The 21049-nt window shown below is 74.5% G+C and carries 17 protein-coding genes; 13 read left to right on the forward strand and 4 right to left on the reverse strand.

Features of this window, described 5'->3' with window-relative positions; translation table 11 throughout:
• Positions 1-38 precede the first annotated feature (38 nt).
• The 5 genes from ACIGHB_RS05945 (at position 39) to sucD (ending at position 7528) form a co-directional block, all read left to right on the forward strand.
• A complete protein-coding gene (locus tag ACIGHB_RS05945; RefSeq protein WP_399909823.1) occupies positions 39-1280 on the forward strand; it encodes an AAA family ATPase in 1242 nt (413 codons plus the stop codon).
• The gene (locus tag ACIGHB_RS05950) at positions 1277-3793 is read left to right on the forward strand and encodes a DUF5682 family protein (protein ID WP_399909825.1); all 2517 of its coding nucleotides are present in this window, start codon (positions 1277-1279) and stop codon (positions 3791-3793) included. Before ACIGHB_RS05945 ends, ACIGHB_RS05950 begins: the two co-directional genes overlap by 4 nt.
• Complete coding sequence (locus tag ACIGHB_RS05955; RefSeq protein ID WP_399909827.1) at positions 3790-5025, forward strand: VWA domain-containing protein; 1236 nt, start codon at positions 3790-3792, stop codon at positions 5023-5025. Before ACIGHB_RS05950 ends, ACIGHB_RS05955 begins: the two co-directional genes overlap by 4 nt.
• Positions 5026-5443: 418 nt before the next feature.
• Positions 5444-6622 (forward strand): ADP-forming succinate--CoA ligase subunit beta, encoded by a 1179-nt coding sequence (gene sucC, locus ACIGHB_RS05960; protein ID WP_030750058.1) that lies wholly within the window; start codon positions 5444-5446, stop codon positions 6620-6622.
• A gap of 21 nt (positions 6623-6643) precedes the next feature.
• On the forward strand, positions 6644-7528 hold the full coding sequence (gene sucD / locus ACIGHB_RS05965; protein WP_383815561.1) for a succinate--CoA ligase subunit alpha: 885 nt from the start codon (positions 6644-6646) through the stop codon (positions 7526-7528).
• 127 nt (positions 7529-7655) lie between these two features.
• On the opposite strand, the gene ACIGHB_RS05970 is transcribed toward sucD, so the two are convergent.
• Complete coding sequence (locus ACIGHB_RS05970; RefSeq protein ID WP_399909831.1) at positions 7656-9005, reverse strand: helix-turn-helix domain-containing protein; 1350 nt, start codon at positions 9003-9005, stop codon at positions 7656-7658.
• A gap of 119 nt (positions 9006-9124) precedes the next feature.
• On the opposite strand from ACIGHB_RS05970, the gene ACIGHB_RS05975 reads away from it, so the two are divergent.
• Positions 9125-10819 carry a DUF6350 family protein gene (locus ACIGHB_RS05975; protein WP_399909834.1) on the forward strand — a complete coding sequence of 565 codons (1695 nt, stop codon included), beginning with the start codon at positions 9125-9127 and terminating at the stop codon, positions 10817-10819.
• A gap of 30 nt (positions 10820-10849) precedes the next feature.
• On the opposite strand, the gene ACIGHB_RS05980 is transcribed toward ACIGHB_RS05975, so the two are convergent.
• A complete protein-coding gene (locus ACIGHB_RS05980) occupies positions 10850-11581 on the reverse strand; it encodes a hypothetical protein (protein WP_360312643.1) in 732 nt (243 codons plus the stop codon).
• A gap of 276 nt (positions 11582-11857) precedes the next feature.
• On the opposite strand from ACIGHB_RS05980, the gene purN reads away from it, so the two are divergent.
• The 3 genes from purN (at position 11858) to ACIGHB_RS05995 (ending at position 15566) form a co-directional block, all read left to right on the forward strand.
• Positions 11858-12487: a phosphoribosylglycinamide formyltransferase gene (purN, locus tag ACIGHB_RS05985; RefSeq protein ID WP_360312641.1), complete on the forward strand. Its 630-nt coding sequence runs from the start codon at positions 11858-11860 to the stop codon at positions 12485-12487.
• Complete coding sequence (gene purH / locus ACIGHB_RS05990) at positions 12468-14027, forward strand: bifunctional phosphoribosylaminoimidazolecarboxamide formyltransferase/IMP cyclohydrolase (protein ID WP_399909838.1); 1560 nt, start codon at positions 12468-12470, stop codon at positions 14025-14027. The genes purN and purH overlap by 20 nt, the downstream gene beginning before the upstream one ends.
• A gap of 99 nt (positions 14028-14126) precedes the next feature.
• Complete coding sequence (locus ACIGHB_RS05995; RefSeq protein ID WP_399909841.1) at positions 14127-15566, forward strand: DUF2079 domain-containing protein; 1440 nt, start codon at positions 14127-14129, stop codon at positions 15564-15566.
• Between the two features lie 65 nt (positions 15567-15631).
• On the opposite strand, the gene ACIGHB_RS06000 is transcribed toward ACIGHB_RS05995, so the two are convergent.
• Positions 15632-16231 (reverse strand): hypothetical protein, encoded by a 600-nt coding sequence (locus ACIGHB_RS06000; RefSeq protein ID WP_360312637.1) that lies wholly within the window; start codon positions 16229-16231, stop codon positions 15632-15634.
• A gap of 284 nt (positions 16232-16515) precedes the next feature.
• On the opposite strand from ACIGHB_RS06000, the gene ACIGHB_RS06005 reads away from it, so the two are divergent.
• The 4 genes from ACIGHB_RS06005 to ACIGHB_RS06020 all read left to right on the forward strand — a co-directional run bounded on the left by ACIGHB_RS06005 (position 16516) and on the right by ACIGHB_RS06020 (position 20437).
• On the forward strand, positions 16516-17376 hold the full coding sequence (locus tag ACIGHB_RS06005; RefSeq protein ID WP_360312635.1) for a bifunctional methylenetetrahydrofolate dehydrogenase/methenyltetrahydrofolate cyclohydrolase: 861 nt from the start codon (positions 16516-16518) through the stop codon (positions 17374-17376).
• Between the two features lies 1 nt (position 17377).
• The gene (locus ACIGHB_RS06010) at positions 17378-17863 is read left to right on the forward strand and encodes a DUF3017 domain-containing protein (protein ID WP_360312633.1); all 486 of its coding nucleotides are present in this window, start codon (positions 17378-17380) and stop codon (positions 17861-17863) included.
• Between the two features lie 258 nt (positions 17864-18121).
• Positions 18122-19276: a DUF2690 domain-containing protein gene (locus ACIGHB_RS06015; protein WP_399909846.1), complete on the forward strand. Its 1155-nt coding sequence runs from the start codon at positions 18122-18124 to the stop codon at positions 19274-19276.
• Between the two features lie 171 nt (positions 19277-19447).
• Positions 19448-20437, forward strand: coding sequence for a malate dehydrogenase (locus ACIGHB_RS06020; RefSeq protein ID WP_360312629.1), 990 nt, complete (start codon positions 19448-19450; stop codon positions 20435-20437).
• A 71-nt stretch (positions 20438-20508) separates the two neighbouring features.
• Here the strand turns inward: ACIGHB_RS06020 and ACIGHB_RS06025 are convergent, their stop codons facing one another.
• Positions 20509-21012, reverse strand: coding sequence for a carboxymuconolactone decarboxylase family protein (locus tag ACIGHB_RS06025; RefSeq protein ID WP_399909850.1), 504 nt, complete (start codon positions 21010-21012; stop codon positions 20509-20511).
• Positions 21013-21049: the final 37 nt, after the last annotated feature.

Raw genomic sequence — 21049 nt, forward strand, 5'->3', positions numbered from 1 at the left:
GGATCGCACAACAGGTCGAACGATCTGGAGGGGGATCCATGACCGTGCCCGCAACCACCCCGCAGCCCGGCGCCGGTGCCGTGACGGACACCGGCCCGGGCCGGCCGGGGCCCGCCGACGAGGCCCTCCGGCCCGGCGAAGAGGCCCTCCGGCCCGCCGCGGAGGCCCTCCGGCCCCACGCCGACATCCTCCGGCCCCACGCCGATGCTCTCCGGCCCCACGCCGAGGACGCCTTCGCCCACGAACTCGCCGCGCTCGCCGCCGCCGACGACCGGCCCCGCCCCGCCCGCTGGCGCCTCTCGCCCTGGGCCGTCGCCACCTACCTGCTCGGCGGCACGCTCCCCGACGGCACCGTGATCACACCCAAGTACGTCGGCCCCCGCCGCATCGTCGAGGTCGCCGTCGCCACGCTCGCCACCGACCGGGCCCTGCTGCTCCTCGGCGTCCCCGGCACCGCCAAGACCTGGGTCTCCGAGCACCTGGCGGCCGCCGTCAGCGGCGACTCCACCCTCCTCGTCCAGGGCACCGCCGGCACCCCCGAGGAGGCCATCCGGTACGGGTGGAACTACGCCCGGCTGCTCGCCGAGGGCCCCAGCCGCGCCGCCCTCGTCCCCAGCCCCGTCATGCGGGCCATGGACCAGGGCATGACCGCCCGCGTCGAGGAGCTCACCCGCATCCCCGCCGACGTGCAGGACACGCTCATCACGATCCTGTCCGAGAAGACCCTGCCCGTCCCCGAGCTCGGCGAGGAGGTCCAGGCCGTCCCCGGCTTCAACCTCATCGCCACCGCCAACGACCGCGACCGGGGGGTCAACGAGCTCTCCAGCGCGCTCCGCCGCCGCTTCAACACCGTGGTGCTGCCGCTGCCCGCCACCGCCGAGGACGAGGTCGACATCGTCGCCCGCCGGGTCGAGCAGCTCGGCCGCTCCCTCGAACTGCCCGCCCTGCCCGAGGGCGTCGAGGAGATCCGGCGGGTCGTCACCGTCTTCCGCGAACTGCGCGACGGCGTCACCGCCGACGGCCGCACCAAGCTCAAGTCGCCCTCCGGGACGCTCTCCACCGCCGAGGCCATCTCCGTCCTCACCGGCGGCCTCGCCCTCGCCGCCCACTTCGGGGACGGGGTGCTGCGCCCCTCCGACGTCGCCGCCGGACTCCTCGGCGCCGTCGTCCGCGACCCGGCCGCCGACCGGGTCGTCTGGCAGGAGTACCTGGAGACCGTGGTCAGGGAACGGGACGGCTGGAAGGACTTCTACCGCGCCTGCCGCGAGGTGAGCGCATGACGACCCTCGCCACGGGCCCCGCGACGGACCTCGCCACGGGCCCCGCGCCGATCCTCGCCACGGGCTCCGCTTCCGCCGCCGCCGTCTCCTCGGCTTCCCCGGGGGGCGCCGCCCCGGCATTCGCCGATGACCTCTCGCCGGCCTCCGCCGCGGGCGCGGCCCCGGCACACGCCGGGTCCCCCTCTCCGGCGTCCGCTCCGGCGGAGACGCCGGAGCGGTCGGCCTGGCCGTTGTTGCTCGGGGTGCGGCATCACGGGCCTGGTTCCGCGCGTGGGGTGCTGGCCGCACTGGACGCGGCGCGGCCCGACGCCGTGCTGATCGAAGGGCCCGCCGAGGCCGACGCGCTCGCCGCCCTCGCCGCCGACCCCGGGCTGCGGCCGCCCGTCGCCCTCCTCGCCCACGCCGCCGACGACCCCGGCCGGGCCGCCTTCTGGCCCTTCGCCGCCTTCTCGCCCGAGTGGGCCGCGCTCCGCTGGGCCGTCGACCGGGGCGTCCCGGTCCGCTTCGTCGACCTGCCCGCCGCCCACACCCTCGCCGCGGCCGACCCCACCTGGGACGACAGCGAGGAGGCCGACGGCTCCGCCCGGATCGACCCGCTCGCCGAACTCGCCCGTGCCGCCGGGCACGAGGACCCCGAGCAGTGGTGGGAGGACGTCGTCGAACTCCGCGGCGACACCGACCCCCTCGCCCCCTTCGCCGCCCTCGCCGAGGCCATGACCGCCCTCCGCGAGCGGTACGGACACGGCGGCCACCCGCGCGACCTCGTCCGCGAGGCCCACATGCGGCTGCGACTGCGCGCCGCCCGCAAGGAGTTCGGCGACGCCGTCGCCGTCGTCTGCGGGGCCTGGCACGTCCCCGCCCTCGCCCGGCGGACCACCGTCACCGCCGACCGCGCCCTCCTCAAGGGCCTGCCCAAGGTCAAGGCCGAGCTGACCTGGGTCCCCTGGACCCACCGCCGGCTCGCCCGCCGCTCCGGATACGGCGCCGGGATCGAGTCCCCCGGCTGGTACGGCCACCTGTACGCCGCCCCCGATCGGCCCGTCGAGCGCTGGATGATCCGTGCGGCCGCTCTGCTCCGCGAGGCCGACCGGCCCGTCTCCTCCGCCCACGTCATCGAGGCCGTCCGCCTCGCGGAGACCCTCGCCGCCCTGCGCGGCCGGCCCCGCCCCGGCCTCACCGAGACCACCGACGCCGTCCGGGCCGTCCTCTGCGAGGGCTCCGACCTGCCGCTCGCCCTCGTGCGGGACCGGCTCGTCGTCGGCGACGTCCTCGGCGAGGTCCCGGCCGCCGCGCCCGCCGTCCCGCTCCAGCGCGACCTGAACCGCCTCCAGCGCTCCCTCCGCCTCAAGCCCGAGGCCGCGGAGCGCGAGCTCGACCTCGACCTGCGCGGCGACACCGACGCCGCCCGCAGCCGCCTCCTGCACCGGCTCCGGCTCCTCGGCGTCGACTGGGGCGAACCCGCCGCGGGCCGCTCCGGCACCGGTACCTTCCGGGAGTCCTGGCGGCTGCGCTGGCAGCCCGAGCTGCACGTCCGGGTCGCCGAGGCCGGCGTCTGGGGCACCACCGTCGCCTCCGCCGCCACCGCCCGGGCCGCCGCCCGCGCCCTCGCCGCGGACTCGCTCGGCGACCTCACCGCCCTCGCCGAGCGGTGCCTGCTCGCCGGCCTCGGCGACGCGCTCCCCGCCGTCCTGGGCGCCCTCGCCGACCGGGCCGCGCTCGACACCGACGTGGCCCACCTCGCCGACGCGCTCCCCGCCCTCGCCCGCGCCCTGCGCTACGGGGACGTGCGCGGCACCGACACCGCCGCCCTCGCCGGCGTCGCCGCCGGACTCGCCGAGCGGATCTGCGTCGGCCTCCCGCCCGCCTGCGCCCACCTCGCCCCCGACGCCGCCGCCCGGATGCGCGACCGCGTCGACGCCGTCCACACCGCGATCGCCCTCCTCCCGGAACCGGAACCAGAACCGGAACCGGAGACGGGGGCTGGGACCGCTCCGGCCGCCTCCGCCGCACTCGCCTCCCGCTGGGCCGGCGCCCTGCGGCGGCTCGCCGGGGCGGAGCGGGTGCCCGGTGTCGTACGGGGGCGGGCCGTGCGGATCCTGCGGGACGAAGGGCGGCTCGGCGACGACGAGACCGCCCTGCTCATGGGGCTCGCGCTCTCGGCCGGGGCCCCGCCCGCCGACGCCGCCGGCTGGATCGACGGGTTCGTCGGCGGGGCCGGCGGCGGGCTGCTCCTCGTCCACGACGAGCGGCTCCTCGCGCTCGTCGACGGCTGGCTCACCGGCGTACCCACCGAGGCGTTCCCCGACGTCCTGCCGCTGCTGCGGCGCACCTTCGGGGCCTACGAGCCGGGGGTGCGGCGTACGCTCGGCGAGCTCGTCGCCCGGGGGCCCGAGGCCGCCGCCCCCGGCTCGGCCGACCTCGTCCCCGGCTTCGCCGCCGCCCTCGACGGGGAGCGGGCGGACGCGGTCCTCCCCCTCCTCGCCCTCGTCCTCGGCACGGAGGCACCCGCATGAGCACCAGCAGCCCCACCAGCGCCACCCAGACCCATGCCCCCACCAGCGCCAACCCCACCCCCACCCCCACCGCCTCCGCCGACGAGCGGCTCCGTCGCTGGCGGCTCGTTCTCGGCGGCGGCGCGGCCGAGGGCACCGGACGCGCCCTGTCCGGCACCGACGCCGCCTTGGACTCCGCCCTCGCCGCCCTCTACGACAGCCGGGGCGGCGGGGACGGCGGGGACGGACGGGACGGAGGCGAGCGCAGGGGCGGGCTCGGCGGCTCCGCGCCCTCCGTCGCCCGCTGGCTCGGTGACATCCGCACCTACTTCCCCACCTCAGTCGTGCGGGTCATGCAGCGCGATGCCATCGACCGGCTCGGTCTCGCCGCGCTCCTCCTGGAACCGGAGATGCTGGAGGCCGTCGAGCCCGACGTCCATCTCGTCGGCACCCTGCTGTCGCTGCACCAGGCGCTGCCGGAGACCACCCGGACCACGGCCAGGGCCGTCGTCCGCAAGGTCGTCGCCGACCTTCAGGCCCGGCTCGCGACCCGTGCCAGGGCGACCCTCACCGGAGCCCTCGACCGCTCCGCGCGGATCAGCCGCCCCCGCCACCGGGACATCGACTGGGACCGCACCCTGCGGGCCAACCTCGGGAACTACCTTCCTGATCACCGCACGGTCGTCCCCGAGCGGCTGATCGGCCACGGCCGCGCCTCCCGGGCGGTCCGCAAGGAGGTGGTGCTCTGCGTCGACCAGTCCGGCTCGATGGCCGCCTCCGTCGTGTACGCCGCCGTCTTCGGCGCCGTCCTCGCCTCCCTGCCCTCCGTCGCCACCCGGCTCGTCGTCTTCGACACCTCCGTCGTGGACCTCACCGACGCGCTCGACGACCCCGTCGACGTCCTCTTCGGCACCCGGCTCGGCGGCGGCACCGACATCAACCGCGCCCTCGCCTACTGCCAGACACGGATCACCCGCCCCGCCGACACCGTCGTCGTCCTCGTCAGCGACCTGTACGAGGGCGGGATCCGCGACGAGATGCTGAAGCGGGTCGCCGCGATGCAGGCGTCCGGGGTGCGGTTCGTCGCCCTGCTCGCCCTCTCCGACGAGGGCGCCCCCGCCTACGACCGCGAGAACGCCGCCGCGCTCGCCGCGCTCGGCGCCCCCGCCTTCGCCTGCACCCCCGACCTCTTTCCCGAGGTGATGGCCGCCGCCCTGGAGAAGCGGCCGCTGCCGATACCCGACACCGTCTGAACGGGACCCGGCGGACCGGACGCCCGGCCGTGCGGAATCCGTCGTCGCCCGGCCACCCGGACGGGCGCCCGCGGCCCCACTGAGGCCCATATCACACTCGGGGCGGGGCGCCCCTCACCCGCCGCACCGGCGTGGCGTGAGGGGCGCAACCCCCGCCTCCCGCCTGCCCCGTGGAGGCCGGAGAGGGGCGGGCCGATGCCCACGGACAGCCCTGCCGCCCCTACGTTCTGTGACCCGTATCACCGCTCGGTTGTGATCTGCGATTTAGGGACCCACGTCCCACGGGGATAACCTGCGAGACGGACATGCCGCGTCCACGGACACCGTGTACGCCTCCCTAGTGACAGCGCAGTCACGTTGCCCTCCGCGGCACGCCCACGCAGACAACGAACCGCGATCATCTAGAAAAGGGACGCGCGTGGACCTGTTCGAGTACCAGGCGAGGGACCTCTTCGCCAAGCACGGTGTACCGGTGCTGGCCGGTGAAGTCATCGACACGCCTGAGGCGGCGCGCGAGGCCACCGAGCGTCTTGGCGGCAAGTCGGTCGTCAAGGCCCAGGTGAAGGTCGGCGGCCGCGGCAAGGCCGGCGGCGTCAAGCTCGCCGCCACCCCGGACGAGGCCGTCGCCCGCGCGACGGACATCCTGGGCATGGACATCAAGGGCCACACGGTCCACAAGGTGATGATCGCCGAGCTGTCCCCGGAGATCGAGGCGGAGTACTACGTCTCGTACCTCCTCGACCGCACCAACCGCACCTTCCTGGCCATGGCCTCGGTGCAGGGCGGCATGGACATCGAGGAGGTCGCGGAGAAGACCCCCGAGGCCCTCGCGAAGGTCCCGGTCAACGCCAACGACGGCGTCACCCTGGAGAAGGCCCGCGAGATCGTCGCGCAGGCGAAGTTCCCGGCCGAGGTCGCCGAGGGCGTCGCCGAGGTCCTGGTCACCCTGTGGGACACCTTCGTCGCCGAGGACGCCCTCCTCGTCGAGGTCAACCCGCTGGTGAAGACCAAGGACGGCCGCATCCTGGCCCTCGACGGCAAGGTCTCGCTCGACGAGAACGCCGACTTCCGCCAGCCGGAGCACGAGGCCCTGGAGGACAAGGCCGCGGCCAACCCGCTGGAGGCCGCCGCCAAGGCCAAGGGCCTCAACTACGTCAAGCTGGACGGCGAGGTCGGCATCATCGGCAACGGCGCCGGCCTGGTCATGTCGACCCTGGACGTCGTCGCGTACGCCGGTGAGAACCACGGCGGCGTGAAGCCGGCCAACTTCCTCGACATCGGCGGCGGCGCCTCCGCCGAGGTCATGGCGAACGGCCTGGAGATCATCCTCGGCGACGCGGACGTCAAGTCCGTGTTCGTCAACGTCTTCGGCGGCATCACCGCCTGTGACGAGGTCGCCAACGGCATCGTGCAGGCCCTGGAGCTCCTCGCCTCGAAGGGCGAAGAGGTCACCAAGCCGCTCGTCGTCCGTCTCGACGGCAACAACGCGGAGCTGGGTCGCAAGATCCTGTCGGACGCCAACCACCCGCTCGTGCAGCGCGTGGACACCATGGACGGCGCGGCCGACAAGGCCGCCGAGCTCGCGGCCGCGAAGTAAGGGAAGAGGGACAGAACAGCCATGGCTATCTTCCTCAACAAGGACAGCAAGGTCATCGTCCAGGGCATGACCGGTGCCACGGGCATGAAGCACACCAAGCTCATGCTGGGTGACGGCACCAACATCGTCGGTGGCGTGAACCCGCGCAAGGCCGGCCAGAAGGTCGACTTCGACGGCACCGAGGTCCCGGTCTTCGGGACCGTCGCCGAGGCCATGAAGGAGACCGGCGCCAACGTCTCGGTCCTCTTCGTGCCGCCGGCCTTCGCCAAGGCCGCCGTCGTCGAGGCGATCGACGCCGAGATCCCCCTCGCCGTCGTCATCACCGAGGGCATCGCCGTCCACGACTCCGCCGCGTTCTACGCGTACGCCGTGGAGAAGGGCAACAAGACCCGCCTCATCGGCCCGAACTGCCCCGGCCTCATCACCCCGGGCCAGTCGAACGCCGGCATCATCCCGGGCGACATCACCAAGCCGGGCCGCATCGGCCTGGTCTCGAAGTCCGGCACGCTGACGTACCAGATGATGTACGAGCTCCGTGACATCGGCTTCTCGTCCGCCGTCGGCATCGGTGGCGACCCGGTCATCGGCACCACGCACATCGACGCCCTGGCGGCCTTCGAGGCCGACCCGGAGACCGACCTCATCGTCATGATCGGCGAGATCGGCGGCGACGCCGAGGAGCGTGCGGCCGACTTCATCAAGGCCAACGTCACCAAGCCGGTCGTCGGCTACGTCGCGGGCTTCACCGCGCCCGAGGGCAAGACCATGGGCCACGCCGGCGCCATCGTCTCCGGCTCCTCCGGCACCGCCCAGGCGAAGAAGGAGGCCCTGGAGGCCGCCGGTGTGAAGGTCGGCAAGACCCCCACCGAGACCGCCAAGCTGGCGCGCGCCATCCTCGCGGGCTGACACCCCACGGCGAGACCGTAAGCGAGTGGGCCCCGCCCCTCCCGGGAAACCGGGCGGGGGCGGGGCCCACTCGCGTGCACGGCGGGGGCGCGGCCCACTCGCTCACGCGGGACGGCCGGCCGGACGACTACTCGGCGGCCGGGATCAGCCGCTCCGGGCCCGGGTTCGGCTCGGACCGCAGCTTGTCGCGGAGCTCGACGTCCTCCTCGCCGAGCTTCTGCGGCCCGCCGCGCACCGGGACGCCGTTCACGACCTGCCCGGGCGCGAGCTCCGGGATGTAGCGGGTCGGCGCCGTCCACGCCGAGAGGGCCGTGACGCCGATGAGGACGGCCGTCACCCCGGCCACCGTCCGGGTCATCAGCCGGATCCGCCGCTCGCTGCCGCCGCGGATCGTGTGCGGCCCGGGGAGCGTCGCCGACGGCGCCTCCGTGACCAGCGCGGCGAGCCGGCGCTGGAGCGCCTCGGGTTCCGCGAGCTCCGGCACGGCCCTGCCGACCTCCTCGCGCGCGTACAGCAGCCGGTTGGCGGCGGCCGGGGTGCTGGCCTCCGTCTCGGCGGCCGTCTCGGGCAGGTCGAGCCCGAGCCCGTCGTAGAGCAGCAGGGTCCGCCGGTACGGCGCCGGCAGGTCGAGCAGCGCGCCGAGCAGCGCCCGCCGCCCCGGCTCGGTCGGCGGGGAGTCGGGGTGCTTGTGGGCGCGGCGCAGCCGGTGCCAGGGCGAGAGGGCGTACTCGTACGCCGCCGCCCGCACCCAGCCGACCGGGTCGGGGTCCACGGCCACCTCGGGCCAGTGCTCCCACGCGTGGTGGAAGGCGTGCTCGACGGACTCCCGGGAGAGCCGCCGGCGCCCGGTCAGCAGATACGTCTGGTGGACGAGTCCGGGGGCCGCGTACCCGTACAGCGCGTCGAACGCCTGCTCGGGGGTGAGCCCGGACGACTCCGGCGCGGTGGCCTCCGGCCCCTCCGGCTCGTGCTCCCGGTCGCGTGCCGGGCCCGCCGCCTCCGCCGGGACCCGTACCGGCACCGGATCCTGGGCCTGTCGCCGTTCCGGCCTGGGCTCCGGTTTCGAGCGCCGGCCGGAGGCGCCGATCGAGGGCGCGGGGGAGGGGCCCCTGGGCGGCTTCGCGGCCCGCTTGGCGGCCGCCTTGGGCCGCACGGGGGCCCCCGGGGCGGGGCTCGGAGCGGCGGGCCGCTCCTGTGGCCGCGGCTCCGGGGCCCGCTCCCGCTCCGCCGGCTCGGGTCCTGTGGCCGTCTCCGTGCCGGCGAGCAGCTTCGCGTACGCCTCGCGCTTGCGGCCGCGCGGGGACGAACGGCCGGTCTCCCACGCCTTGACCGTGGCCTTCGTGACGCCCATGGCCTCGGCGACCTGCTCCTCGCTCAGGGAGAGTGCCTCGCGCAGCCGGCGCCGCTCCTTCGGCGTCGGCAGCGATGGGGCGGTGGAGGGGGGCGCGGTCTCGCTGCCCCGGCTCGTCTGGCTCATCGGCGTCGACCTCCCGCAGCGCACCTCTGGGCGGAAAAGTACATAAACGTATCTTGAGCGACACAACGGATGTTTGCCTGTTACGCCGCGAAAGCGCGTGTCGTTGGCAGCATGGCCCCGTGACCCACCTGACCGAGCACTCCCTGGTCCAGGGCGGGCGTTCCACCGCGTTCGCCACCGCCTGCGTCCGTGGCGGCGTCGCCGCCGGACTCGGCGTCGGCGCGCTCGCGGTCCTGGTGATCGCGGTGTGGATCAGCTCGCCGTTCCCCGACAGCGGCGCCGGCGGCGCCCTCCACGTCGCCGCCGGGCTGTGGCTGCTCGCCCACGGCGTGGACCTCGTCCGCACGGACACGCTCAGCGGGCTGCCCGCGCCCCTCGGGGTCGTACCGCTGCTGACGGCCGTGCTGCCGGTCTGGCTGGTCTTCCGGACCGCCCGCTCCACCCTCGACCCGGCCGACACCGCCCGTTCCCGGCCCTCGCCCGCGGGCGCGCTCGGCGCGGTATCGGGGGGATATCTGCTGGTCGCGGCCGTGATCGTGGTCTACAGCGAGAGCGGCCCGCTCCCCGCCGACCTCGTCACCGCCGGGCTGTGGCTGCCGGCCGTGGCGGTCGGCGCGGCCGGGGCGGGCGTCTGGACCGCGCTCGGCCGTCCGCTGCCGGGCCGGGAGGAGACCGCCGCCGCGCTGCGCGGGGCGGGGACCGGCCTGGTGACGTTGCTCGCGGGCGGGGCGGTGCTGGCCGGAACGGCGCTGGTCTGGCACGCGGGCGCTGCGCGGGCCTCGTACGAGGGACTCGCGGGGGAGTGGTCCGGACGGGTGACGCTGGCGCTGCTCGTCCTCGCCCTGCTGCCCAACGCGGCCGTCTGGGCGGCGGCGTACGGCCTCGGTCCCGGCTTCGCCCTGGGCACGGGCGCGCTCGCGACCCCGCTGGGCCTCGCCGGCGACCCGGCGGTGCCGCCCTTCCCGCTGCTCGCGGCGCTGCCGCCGGCCGGGCCCGGTGCCTGGCCGCAGTGGGCCGCGGCGGCCGTGCCGCTGCTCGCGGCGGTCGCGCTGGGCCGTTCGGTGGGCCGCTCGACCGGTACCGGCGAGGCGCGGGAGACGGCGCTCGCGGCGCTGGGCGCGGCCTGGGCCTCCGGAGCGGCGGTCGCCGTCCTCGCGGGCGCGGCGGGCGGGCCGCTGGGCTCGGGCCGGCTGCTCGCCTTCGGGCCGGTGTGGTGGCAGGCGGGCGCGGCGGCGGTGCTGTGGGGGGTGGCCGTCGGCCTGCCGACGGCGCTCGCGGTACGGGCCTGGGGCCGCCGGGTGCCCCGCGTGAAGCGGTCCGGGGCGCCGAAGCCCCCCGAGGCGCGGAAGGCGCCCGAGGCGGCGAGCGTCCCGGAGGCGCAGAAGCGGGTGCAGGAGCCGAAGGAGCCGAAGGAGCGGAAGCAGCCCAAGCCGCCGAAGCAGGCGAAGGAGCCCAAGCCCCCCAAGCTCTCCAAGCCCTCCCAGGCCGCGAAGCCCCCCAAGCCCCCCAAGCCCCCCAAGGGATCCAGGTGGCGGAGGAAGCCCAAGCAGCCGGAAGCGGCCCTGGCCGCGGTCGTGGCCGCCCCCGAGCCGGCGGACCCCCTCCGCCTCGGATACGGCTTCTCCCTCGACCCGCTCGACCCGCTCGCCCCACTCGACGCGCTCGACCCGCTCGACTCCCTCGACGACGAGGGCTACGAGCCGTACGACTATCTCCCCGCCTCCTGGGAGACCCCGGAGGGCCGGAGCGCGACCCCGGCCCCGCACACGGAACCGCCCCGGCCGTCGGGGACGACCGGGGCGGAAGGAACGTGAGGGACGCGAGGCCCGTGCGGGACGTGAGGGCTAGTCGCGGACCCCGAAGCCGTCCCGGAGCGGCTTGGGCAGCAGGTCGTTGCAGGCCACCGCGCCCGCGTGCGTGAGGGCGTCGTCCCGGCAATCGTAGAAGTCCTTGTAGACCAGCTGCATCGTGAAGCCGACGGCCACGATCGCCAGGGCCACGGCCGCGGCCACCAGGCCGCTGATCGCCGCCGTCCGCATCGAGCGGGCCGGGTTCGGGGTGCCCGGCGCCGTGGACGGCCGTCCCGAGGGCTGGGACGCGGACTGTGATTCCGGCGACACCTCGGCGGCGGCCGTCTTCGGCTTCGCGCGCAGCGAGCTGATCGCCCAGTACAGCGAGAGGGCGCCGAGCAGCAGGGCCAGCTCCGGGATGTCGAAGATCGCGAAGAAGAAGGCCCACATGCCGCCGAGGACCGCGTACCGCGCCCGCCGCTGGGCCGGGTCCGTGGGGTCCCAGCGAAGACCGGGCCGCTCCGGGCCCTGCTTGCCGGAGCCGCCCTGGCCGCCCTGGCGTTCCGGACCGCGCCCGAAGCCGTCCGACGAACGGCCCGGCTGGCGCGGGCTCCAGCGCCCGTCGGACGAGCCCGTCACGGGCGACGAGGACGCGTCGTCCTCGGCGTCCGGGCCCTCCCGGCCGTCCCGGCCCTCGGGGCGGCGCGGCTGCCACGGCTCGTCGGGCTTGCCCTCGGGCGGCGGGGCGAACGGGTTGTTGTCGTTCGTGGACTGGCGATCCGGCATCTGCTGGACGTCTTCCCTCTGTCGTCGTGACCGTCTTCGTGACTGTCGTCGTGACCGTCTTCTCGACCGTCGTCGTGACCGTCGTGACCCTCGTGGCACCCGGGTGGCGCACCGCGTCGGACCCTGACGCTACCCCCCTGCTCCGCCCCCGTCCCGTGGGGGCCGTCCGGTGTGCCGGTATCGTTGCTGACGGTCGAGCCATTCGTAGGGTTCCCCGTATCGACGGGCACGATTCGTTCGTAGGACCGCACAAGTACCCACGGAAAGAGTGACCCAGTGGCTGCCGCCCGCCTTGTCGTCCTGGTCTCCGGGTCCGGTACCAACCTGCAGGCCCTCCTCGACGGCATCGCCGCCGACCCCGACGGGTACGGCGCGGAGATCGTCGCCGTCGGCGCCGACCGCGACGCCATCGCCGGCCTGGAGCGGGCCGAGCGCGCGGGGCTGCCCACCTTCGTCTGCCGGGTGAAGGACCACGCGAGCCGCGAGGAGTGGGACCGCGCGCTGGCCGACGCGACCGCCGCGTACGAGCCGGACCTCGTCGTCTCGGCCGGGTTCATGAAGATCCTCGGCAAGGAGTTCCTCGCCCGCTTCGGCGGCCGGATCGTCAACACCCACCCGGCGCTCCTCCCCAGTTTTCCCGGCGCCCACGGGGTGCGTGACGCGCTCGCCCACGGCGTGAAGGTGACCGGGTGCACCGTCCACTTCGTCGACGACGGCGTCGACACCGGCCCGATCATCGCCCAGGGCGCGGTCGAGGTGCGGGAGTCGGACGATGAAGCCGCTCTGCACGAGCGCATCAAGGAAGTCGAGCGCTCGCTGCTCGTCGACGTCGTGGGGCGTCTCGCCCGGCACGGCTACCGCATTGAGGGACGAAAGGTTCAGATCGGTGAACACGGACACCGTTAAGCCCATCCGCCGCGCGCTGGTCAGCGTCTACGACAAGACCGGCCTGGAGGAGCTGGCCCGCGGTCTGCACGAGGCCGGTGTCGAGCTCGTCTCCACCGGCTCCACCGCCGGGAAGATCGCCGCCGCCGGCGTCCCGGTCACCAAGGTCGAGGAGCTCACCGGCTTCCCCGAGTGCCTGGACGGCCGCGTCAAGACCCTGCACCCGCGCGTGCACGCCGGCATCCTCGCCGACCTGCGCCTGGAGTCGCACCGCGAGCAGCTCGCCGAGCTCGGCGTGGAGCCCTTCGACCTGGTCGTCGTGAACCTCTACCCGTTCCGCGAGACCGTCGCCTCCGGCGCCACCCCCGACGAGTGCGTCGAGCAGATCGACATCGGCGGCCCGTCGATGGTCCGCGCCGCCGCCAAGAACCACCCGTCGGTCGCCATCGTCACCAGCCCCGAGCGGTACGACGACGTCCTCGCCGCCGTCAAGGCCGGCGGCTTCGACCTCGCCACCCGCAAGCGCCTCGCCGGCGAGGCGTTCCAGCACACCGCCGCGTACGACGTGGCCGTCGCCTCCTGGTTCGCCGACGACTATGCGGCCGCCGACGACAGCGGCTTCCCCGACTTCCTGGGCGCCACCTACGCGCGCAAGAACGTCCTGCGCTACGGCGAGAACCCGCACCAGGGCGCCGCGCTCTACGTCGACGGCACCGGCGGCCTCGCGGAGGCCGAGCAGCTGCACGGCAAGGAGATGTCGTACAACAACTACACGGACACCGACGCCGCGCGCCGGGCCGCGTACGACCACACCGAGCCCTGCGTCGCGATCATCAAGCACGCCAACCCGTGCGGCATCGCGATCGGCGCCGACGTCGCCGAGGCCCACCGCAAGGCCCACGCCTGCGACCCGCTCTCCGCCTTCGGCGGCGTCATCGCCGTCAACCGCCCGGTGACGGTCGAGCTGGCCGAGCAGGTCGCCGAGATCTTCACCGAGGTCATCGTCGCCCCGGCGTACGAGGACGGCGCCGTCGAGGTCCTCGCCAAGAAGAAGAACATCCGCGTGCTGCGCGCCGAGGGCGCCCCCAGCAACCCGGTCGAGGTCAAGCCCGTCGACGGCGGCGCCCTCCTCCAGGTCACCGACCGCCTCCAGGCCGAGGGCGACGACCCGGCCCACTGGACCCTCGCCACCGGCGAGGCCCTGAGCGCCGAGGAGCTGGCCGAGCTCGCCTTCGCCTGGAAGGCCTGCCGCGCGGTCAAGTCCAACGCCATCCTGCTCGCCAAGGACGGCGCCTCCGTCGGCGTCGGCATGGGCCAGGTCAACCGCGTCGACTCCGCCAAGCTCGCCGTCGAGCGCGCCGGCGAGGAGCGGGCGCGCGGCTCGTACGCCGCCTCCGACGCCTTCTTCCCCTTCCCCGACGGCCTGGAGATCCTCACCGCGGCCGGCGTGAAGGCGGTCGTCCAGCCCGGCGGCTCGATGCGCGACGAGCTCGTCGTCGAGGCCGCGAAGAAGGCCGGCGTGACGATGTACCTCACCGGCACCCGCCACTTCTTCCACTGAGACCCGCCCCCGCGGGGCCTTCCCGGCGAGGGAGGGCCCCGCGGGGCGTCTCTGGTCTAATGGACGGGCCCTGGCCCGGCCGGCAGTAGTGGAGACGTGGTGTTGGACGTACTGAACAGACCGCCGGCGGACCCCGCCGACGAGCGGCCCGTCGGGGACACCGCCGCCGCGCCCGTCCCGTACCTCCCCTACGTACTGATCGCGGTCGTCCTCACCGGCCTGTACTTCCTCTACTCCTGGGTGCAGTACGACCACTTCCGCACCCCGTCCTGGGACCTCGGCATCTTCGGGCAGTCCGTCCGCTCCTACGCCGAGCTCAGGGTCCCCGTCGCCGACATCAAGGGCCCCGGCTTCCCGATACTCGGCGACCACTTCAGCCCGGTGACGGCGCTCCTCGCCCCGCTCTACTGGCTCTGGCCCTCACCGGTCTCGCTGCTCTTCGCGCAGGCCGCGCTCTTCGCGGGCTCGGCCGTGATCGTCGGCCGCACCACCCAGCAGATCCTCGGCAGCCGGGCCGCCGGCATCGCGCTCACCGTCGCGTACGGCCTCTCCTGGGGCCTCCAGGAGGCGGTGAAGTCCGACTTCCACGAGATCGCCTTCGCCGTCCCGCTGCTCGCCCTGGTCTGCCGCGCCCTGCTCCTCGGCCGCTGGACCGCGGCGGCGGCCTGGGCCGCGCCGCTGGTCCTGGTCAAGGAGGACATGGGGCTCACCGTCGCCATGGTCGGCGTCGTCCTCGCCCTCAAGGGCCAGAGGAAGCTCGGCGCCGCCCTCGCCGCCTTCGGCGCCGCCTTCTTCGCGCTGACCGTCCTCGTCCTCATCCCGGCCGCCAGCAAGCTCGGCCAGTACGACTACTGGGCGAAGATCGAGAAGACCGGCGCGGGCGCCGACACCTCCCTCGGCCAGGTCATCAGCTCCGCCCTCACCTCCGGCGAGCGCTGGGAGATGGTCCTCTACCTCCTCGCGATCACCGGCTTCCTCGCGCTGCGCTCCCCGCTGGTGCTGCTCGTCCTGCCCACGCTCGGCTGGCGCTTCGTCTCCCAGGACGCCAACCACTGGGGCATGCACTGGCACTACAGCGCCGTCCTGATGCCGGTCGTCTTCCTGGCCCTGGTCGACGGCGTCCGCGCGGTCCGCACCTCGCCGCGGCCCTGGCTCGCCGCGTACGGGAAGGTCGCCGTCGCCGCCGCCACGGCCGTCGCGCTCGTCCTCGCCGCCAACCTCCCGCTGCGGGACCTGCTGAAGTCCGAGACCTACGCCGCCGACGCCCGCGCCGAGCAGGCCCGCGCGGCCGTCGCGGCGGTCCCGGCGGGCGCCAGCGTGGAGGCCGACGTACCGCTCCTCGCCCACCTCACCGCGGACCACACGGTCTACTGGGTCGGCACCTCGAAGGGCGCGACCCCCGACTACCTCGCGCTCGACCTGCGCGGCTGGTCCGGCCAGACCTCGGACCCGGCGGCGACGGCCGCGCAGCTGCACCCGGAGGCGGCGTACGAGATCGTGCACCGCTCGGACGGCTTCGCGGTGCTGCGGAAGAAGTAGGCAGGGGTACGCCGAAGGGGCCCGGTTCCAGGGAGAACCGGGCCCCTTCGGCGTGCGCGCGGGGATCAGTAGCGGGGGCGCTTGAACCAGGCGCCGGCGTCCGCCTTCGAGAGGAAGACGATGATCAGGACGCTCAGGGCGATGCCGACGATGGCGCCGCTCCGGCCCGAACCCTCGGCCGAGCCCAGGTTCGTCAGGCAGCCCGCGGTGAGCAGCGCGCCGTAGACGATGCCGGAGATCCGGATGCCGTTGCCGCCCTTGCCGCACCGGGCGGCTATGACGACACCCCAGACGCCGAAGGCGACGATCAGCGCGCCCAGCGCGATGAACAGGCCGGTCACCGCGTCGGCGGCGGAGGAGTTGGCGCCGCCGTCCACCTCGTTCACCAGGACGCTGCCCCCGACCGCGACGAGAACGCCCACGATGATCTGGAGGATGCTCATGATCCAGAGCAGCACGCGGGCCGTCTTGACGCTGCCCGGCATGGCCATCGGCATGCCGTACGGGGCGCCGGCCGGGTACGCGCCGTACGGCGAGGCGGGCGGGGCGGCCGGGTAGCCGTAGGCGCCCTGCTGCGGGACGCCCTGCGGGGCCTGCGGGTAGCCGTAGCCCGGCTGACCCTGCGGCTGCTGGCCGTAGGGGTTGTTCGGTTCGCCGAAGCTCATCGGGGTTTTCCTCCGTGACGTTCTCGTGCGGGGACGGACGCGGCCCGCGAGGAGGAAGTTTCACGGCGTGTGAGCGGATTCCCCCCGGCACTTTCCGCGGCACTGCGCTGGTCATCGTCGTCGGAGCTCCGAGGTGTTGTCCAGTCGGTACGCACCGGAGTTGTGCGGTTGCAACCCTCCGCCGAGCGCCGCCGACGGCGGGTTGCGACCCTCCGCCGAGCGCCGCCGGCGGCCGGGGCGGACCGAATTGGGAGAAGGCGGGGGTCATCCGCGAGGATGTCCCCATGAGCGCCCAGATTCTCGATGGCAAGGCCACCGCGGCCGCGATCAAGTCCGACCTGACCGTCCGTGTGGCGGCCCTCAAGGAGCAGGGCGTCACGCCCGGTCTCGGCACCGTCCTGGTCGGCGACGACCCGGCCAGCCAGAAGTACGTCGCGGGCAAGCACCGCGACTGCGCGCAGGTCGGCATCGCCTCCATCCAGCGCCACCTCCCCGCGACCGCCACGCAGGAGGAGATCGAGGCGGTCGTCCGGGAGCTCAACGAGGACCCGGAGTGCACCGGTTACATCGTCCAGCTGCCGCTGCCGAAGGGCATCGACGAGAACCGCATCCTGGAGCTGATGGACCCGGCGAAGGACGCCGACGGCCTCCACCCGACCAACCTCGGCCGGCTCGTCCTCAACGAGCCCGCCCCGCTGCCCTGCACGCCGAACGGCGTCATCACGCTGCTCCGCGCCCACGGCGTGGAGATCAACGGCGCCGAGGTCGTGGTCGTCGGCCGCGGTGTCACCATCGGGCGCCCGATGCCGCTCATCCTGACCCGCCGCTCCGAGAACGCCACCGTGACGCAGTGCCACACCGGCACCCGCGACCTCTCGTCGCACCTGCGGAACGCCGACATCATCGTGGCCGCCGCCGGTGTGCCGCACCTGATCAAGCCGGAGGACGTGAAGCCGGGCGCGGCCGTCCTCGACGTCGGCGTCTCGCGCAACGCCGAGGGCAAGATCCTCGGCGACGTGCACCCGGACGTCGCAGAGGTGGCCGGCTGGATCTCCCCGAACCCCGGCGGCGTGGGCCCGATGACCCGCGCGCAGCTGCTCGTGAACGTCGTCGAGGCCGCGGAGCGCGCGGCCGCGGCGCTCTGAGATGACCCCGGGGAGCCCGGTTTCCCCCGCGGGCCCGGACGGCCCGCGGGAGCTGCCGCGCGGCCGGGTGTCGAAGATCCGCCGGGTACGGGGTTCACGTCGGCCGCCGACCGTCACCACCGACACCGCGCGGCCCGAGGGCGGCGGCCGGGCGGCGGGCGGCGCCGCCCCCGCGCCCGCCCGCCAGTGGCCGCTGCTCCTCGTGCTCGGCACGGCGGCGCTGGGACTGCTCGTGGTGGGGACGGACCCCTTCTTCCAGTCCTTCCGGATCGGGACGATGATGGTCGGCGCCGCGCTGCTGATGGGCATGGTGCTGCGCCGGGTGCTGCCCTCGGTGGGCATGCTCGCGGTCCGCTCGCGGTTCACCGACATGATCACGTACGGCGTGATGGGCTCGCTGATCGTGCTGCTCGCGCTCATGGTGCAGCCGAAGCCCTGGCTGAAGATCCCGTTCCTGGAGGACATCCTCCACCTGACGGTGACCTGACGCGCGCCCGGTCGTGTGTGCGACGGCGCCCGCCCTCTCCCCCGTGGGAGGGCGGGCGCCGTCCGTGATCAAGGGTCATGTACGCGCCAACGAAGGGCAAGTTCGCGCCGCCCGCTGTGGCACGGAGGTGACCATTCCGGTACATCCGCCGCCCGGGGCCGGGGTCCCGCTCTCCCGCCGGAGCTGCCATCCTTCGGGGGAACAGGGACGGCCGACGGCCGGGGACGGCCGGAGACGGCAGGGGACAAGGGGGCGCACATGTCGGCGTGGAAGTCGCTGTCCGACGAAGTCGATCCGGACGTGCGGACGTTCACCGACCGGCTGCGGCTGGTCATCGACCGCAGCGGCCTCGGCGTCGTCGCCGTCGCCGAGCGCACCGGGCACGACCGGGCCGACTGGGACGCCTACCTCCACGCCCGCCGGCCCGTGCCGAGGAGCGCCGTCGTCGCGCTCTCCGACATCACCGGCGCCGACCTCGGCCCCCTCACCGCCCAGTGGGAGCACGCGGACCGCGCCTGGAAGCGCGCCCTCCGCGCCCGCGCCGTACCGGAGCAGCCGTCACCCCAGGACGCACCGGACGCGACGGACGCCCCCGGTGGCGTACGCGACGGGGCTCGCGCCCCGGAGGGCGTACGGGACGCGACCGGCGCCCCGGAGGGCGTACGGGGCGGGGCGGACGCCCCGGAGGACGCACGCGGCGGGTGGCCGGTCGCTCCCGTCCTTCCCGGTGCCGTACGTGAGGGGGCCGGCGCCCCGGAGGGCGCGCGGGGCGGGTGGCCGGTCGTGGCCGTGCCGCAGGACGCGCGTGCCGACGGCACCATGCGCATCCGGCCCGTGCCGCCGATCCCCGCGCCCGCCCCGGCCGCCGCCCCCGCCCCCGCGCCCGAACCCGTCGCCCCGCGCAAGGCCCGGCGGGCCTCGCCGCTGCTCTACGTCGCCGGCATCGTCGGCGCGGCGCTTGTCGTCACCGCCGCCGTCCTCCTCGTCGACCTCGGCGGCTCCGACGCGCCGCCCGCCGCCGCCCCGGCCCCCTCCGCCACCACCACCCCGACGCCCACCCCCAGCCTCCCCGACGGCGTCCGGTGCACGGGCGCCGACTGCGGCGGCGAGGACCCCGAGACCATGGGATGCGGCGGCCCGCTCGCCACCACCGTCGCCCGCACCCGCGTCGGCGGCGCCCTCGTCGAGGTCCGGCACAGCGCCGTCTGCGCCGCCGCCTGGGCCCGGATCAGCGAGGCCGCCGCGGGGGACGAGGTCAGCGTCCAGGCCGGCACCGCCATCCAGGTCGCCAACGTCCCCGCCGGCGGCGACACCGACGCCTACACCGCGATGATCCCGGTCGGCTCGCCGACCGCCGCGCGCGCCTGCGCCCGAGTCGGGGACGGCACCGGCGACGGCTGCACCGGAGAGTGAAACGAGCCACGAGGTGAGCCGCACCACAAGGGGGTGGGGGTGCACAGGGGCCGTCGTCCGATAGCCTGACCGCCGGATATCTCTTCACATCGAGACATCGATCGATCAGGGAGCGATATCCAGCCTCAGGGGCAAGGGAACCCCACCGCCAGCTGTCTTACGGAGATCGCCATGACCCGCACTCCCGTGAATGTCACCGTGACCGGCGCGGCCGGCCAGATCGGCTACGCGCTGCTCTTCCGCATCGCCTCCGGCCACCTGCTCGGCGCGGACGTGCCGGTCAAGCTGCGCCTCCTCGAGATCCCGCAGGGCGTCAAGGCCGCCGAGGGCACCGCCATGGAGCTCGACGACTGCGCGTTCCCGCTGCTCAAGGGCATCGACATCTTCGACGACCCGAACAAGGGCTTCGAGGGCGCGAACATCGGCCTGCTCGTCGGCGCCCGCCCGCGCGGTCCGGGCATGGAGCGCGGCGACCTGCTCGCCGCCAACGGCGGCATCTTCAAGCCGCAGGGCGAGGCCATCGCCGCGCACGCCGCGGACGACATCAAGGTCCTCGTCGTCGGCAACCCGGCCAACACCAACGCCCTCATCGCCCAGTCCGCCGCCAAGGGCGTCCCGGCCGAGCGCTTCACCGCGATGACCCGCCTGGACCACAACCGCGCGCTGACGCAGCTGGCCCAGAAGACCGGCTCCTCGGTCACGGACATCAAGCGCCTCACCATCTGGGGCAACCACTCCGCGACCCAGTACCCGGACATCTTCCACGCGGAGATCGCCGGCAAGAACGCCGCCGACGTCGTGAACGACGAGGCGTGGCTGGCCGACACCTTCATCCCGACCGTCGCCAAGCGCGGCGCCGCGATCATCGACGCCCGTGGCGCCTCCTCCGCCGCCTCGGCCGCGAACGCCGCCATCGACCACGTGTACACGTGGGTCAACGGCACCGCCGAGGGCGACTGGACCTCCATGGGCGTCCCGTCGGACGGCTCCTACGGCGTCCCGGAGGGCCTGATCTCCTCCTTCCCCGTCACCTGCAAGGACGGCACGTACGAGATCGTCCAGGGCCTGGAGATCAACGACTTCTCCCGCGCCCGCATCGACGCCTCCGTCCAGGAGCTGTCGGAGGAGCGCGACGCGGTGCGCGAGCTCGGCCTGATCTGAGCCCTCGCGGCTGAACGCGTGACGGAGCCCCTGGTCCTCGGACCGGGGGCTCCACCCGTTTCCGGGCGCGGTCAGCGCGCCGGCGTGTAGCTGCCCGGGACCATGCGGGTGGTGACGGCGATGCGGTTCCAGGAGTTGATGACGACGATCGCGCCGATCACCCGGGCCAGCTCCGCCTCGTCGAAGTGCTCGGCCGCCGCCGCGTACACCTCGTCGGGGACGAAGCCGTCGGTCAGCACGGTGACCGCCTCGGTGAGCGCGATCGCGGCCAGCTCCCGCTCCGTGTAGAAGTGCCGGGACTCCTGCCAGGCGGCGAGCTGGACGATCCGCTCCACGGTCTCGCCCTCGGCGAGCGCGTCCTTGGCGTGCATGTCGAGGCAGAAGGCGCAGTGGTTGATCTGCGACGCGCGGATCTTGATCAGGTGGTAGAGGACCGGGTCCACGCCCGCGGCGGCCTCCTTCTCCAGGCGGCTCATCGCCTTGTAGAAGTCGGGCGCCAGCTCGAAGAACGGCATGCGCGGGGTGTGCTGGTGGGCGAGGGGCTGGGCGGGGGAGTGCTCCGTGGTGGTCGTCATGGAGCCACCGTACGGAGCGGATGGCATGCCGCTATGG

Source organism: Streptomyces sp. NPDC085460, assembly GCF_044541975.1.
Lineage (GTDB): Bacteria > Actinomycetota > Actinomycetes > Streptomycetales > Streptomycetaceae > Streptomyces.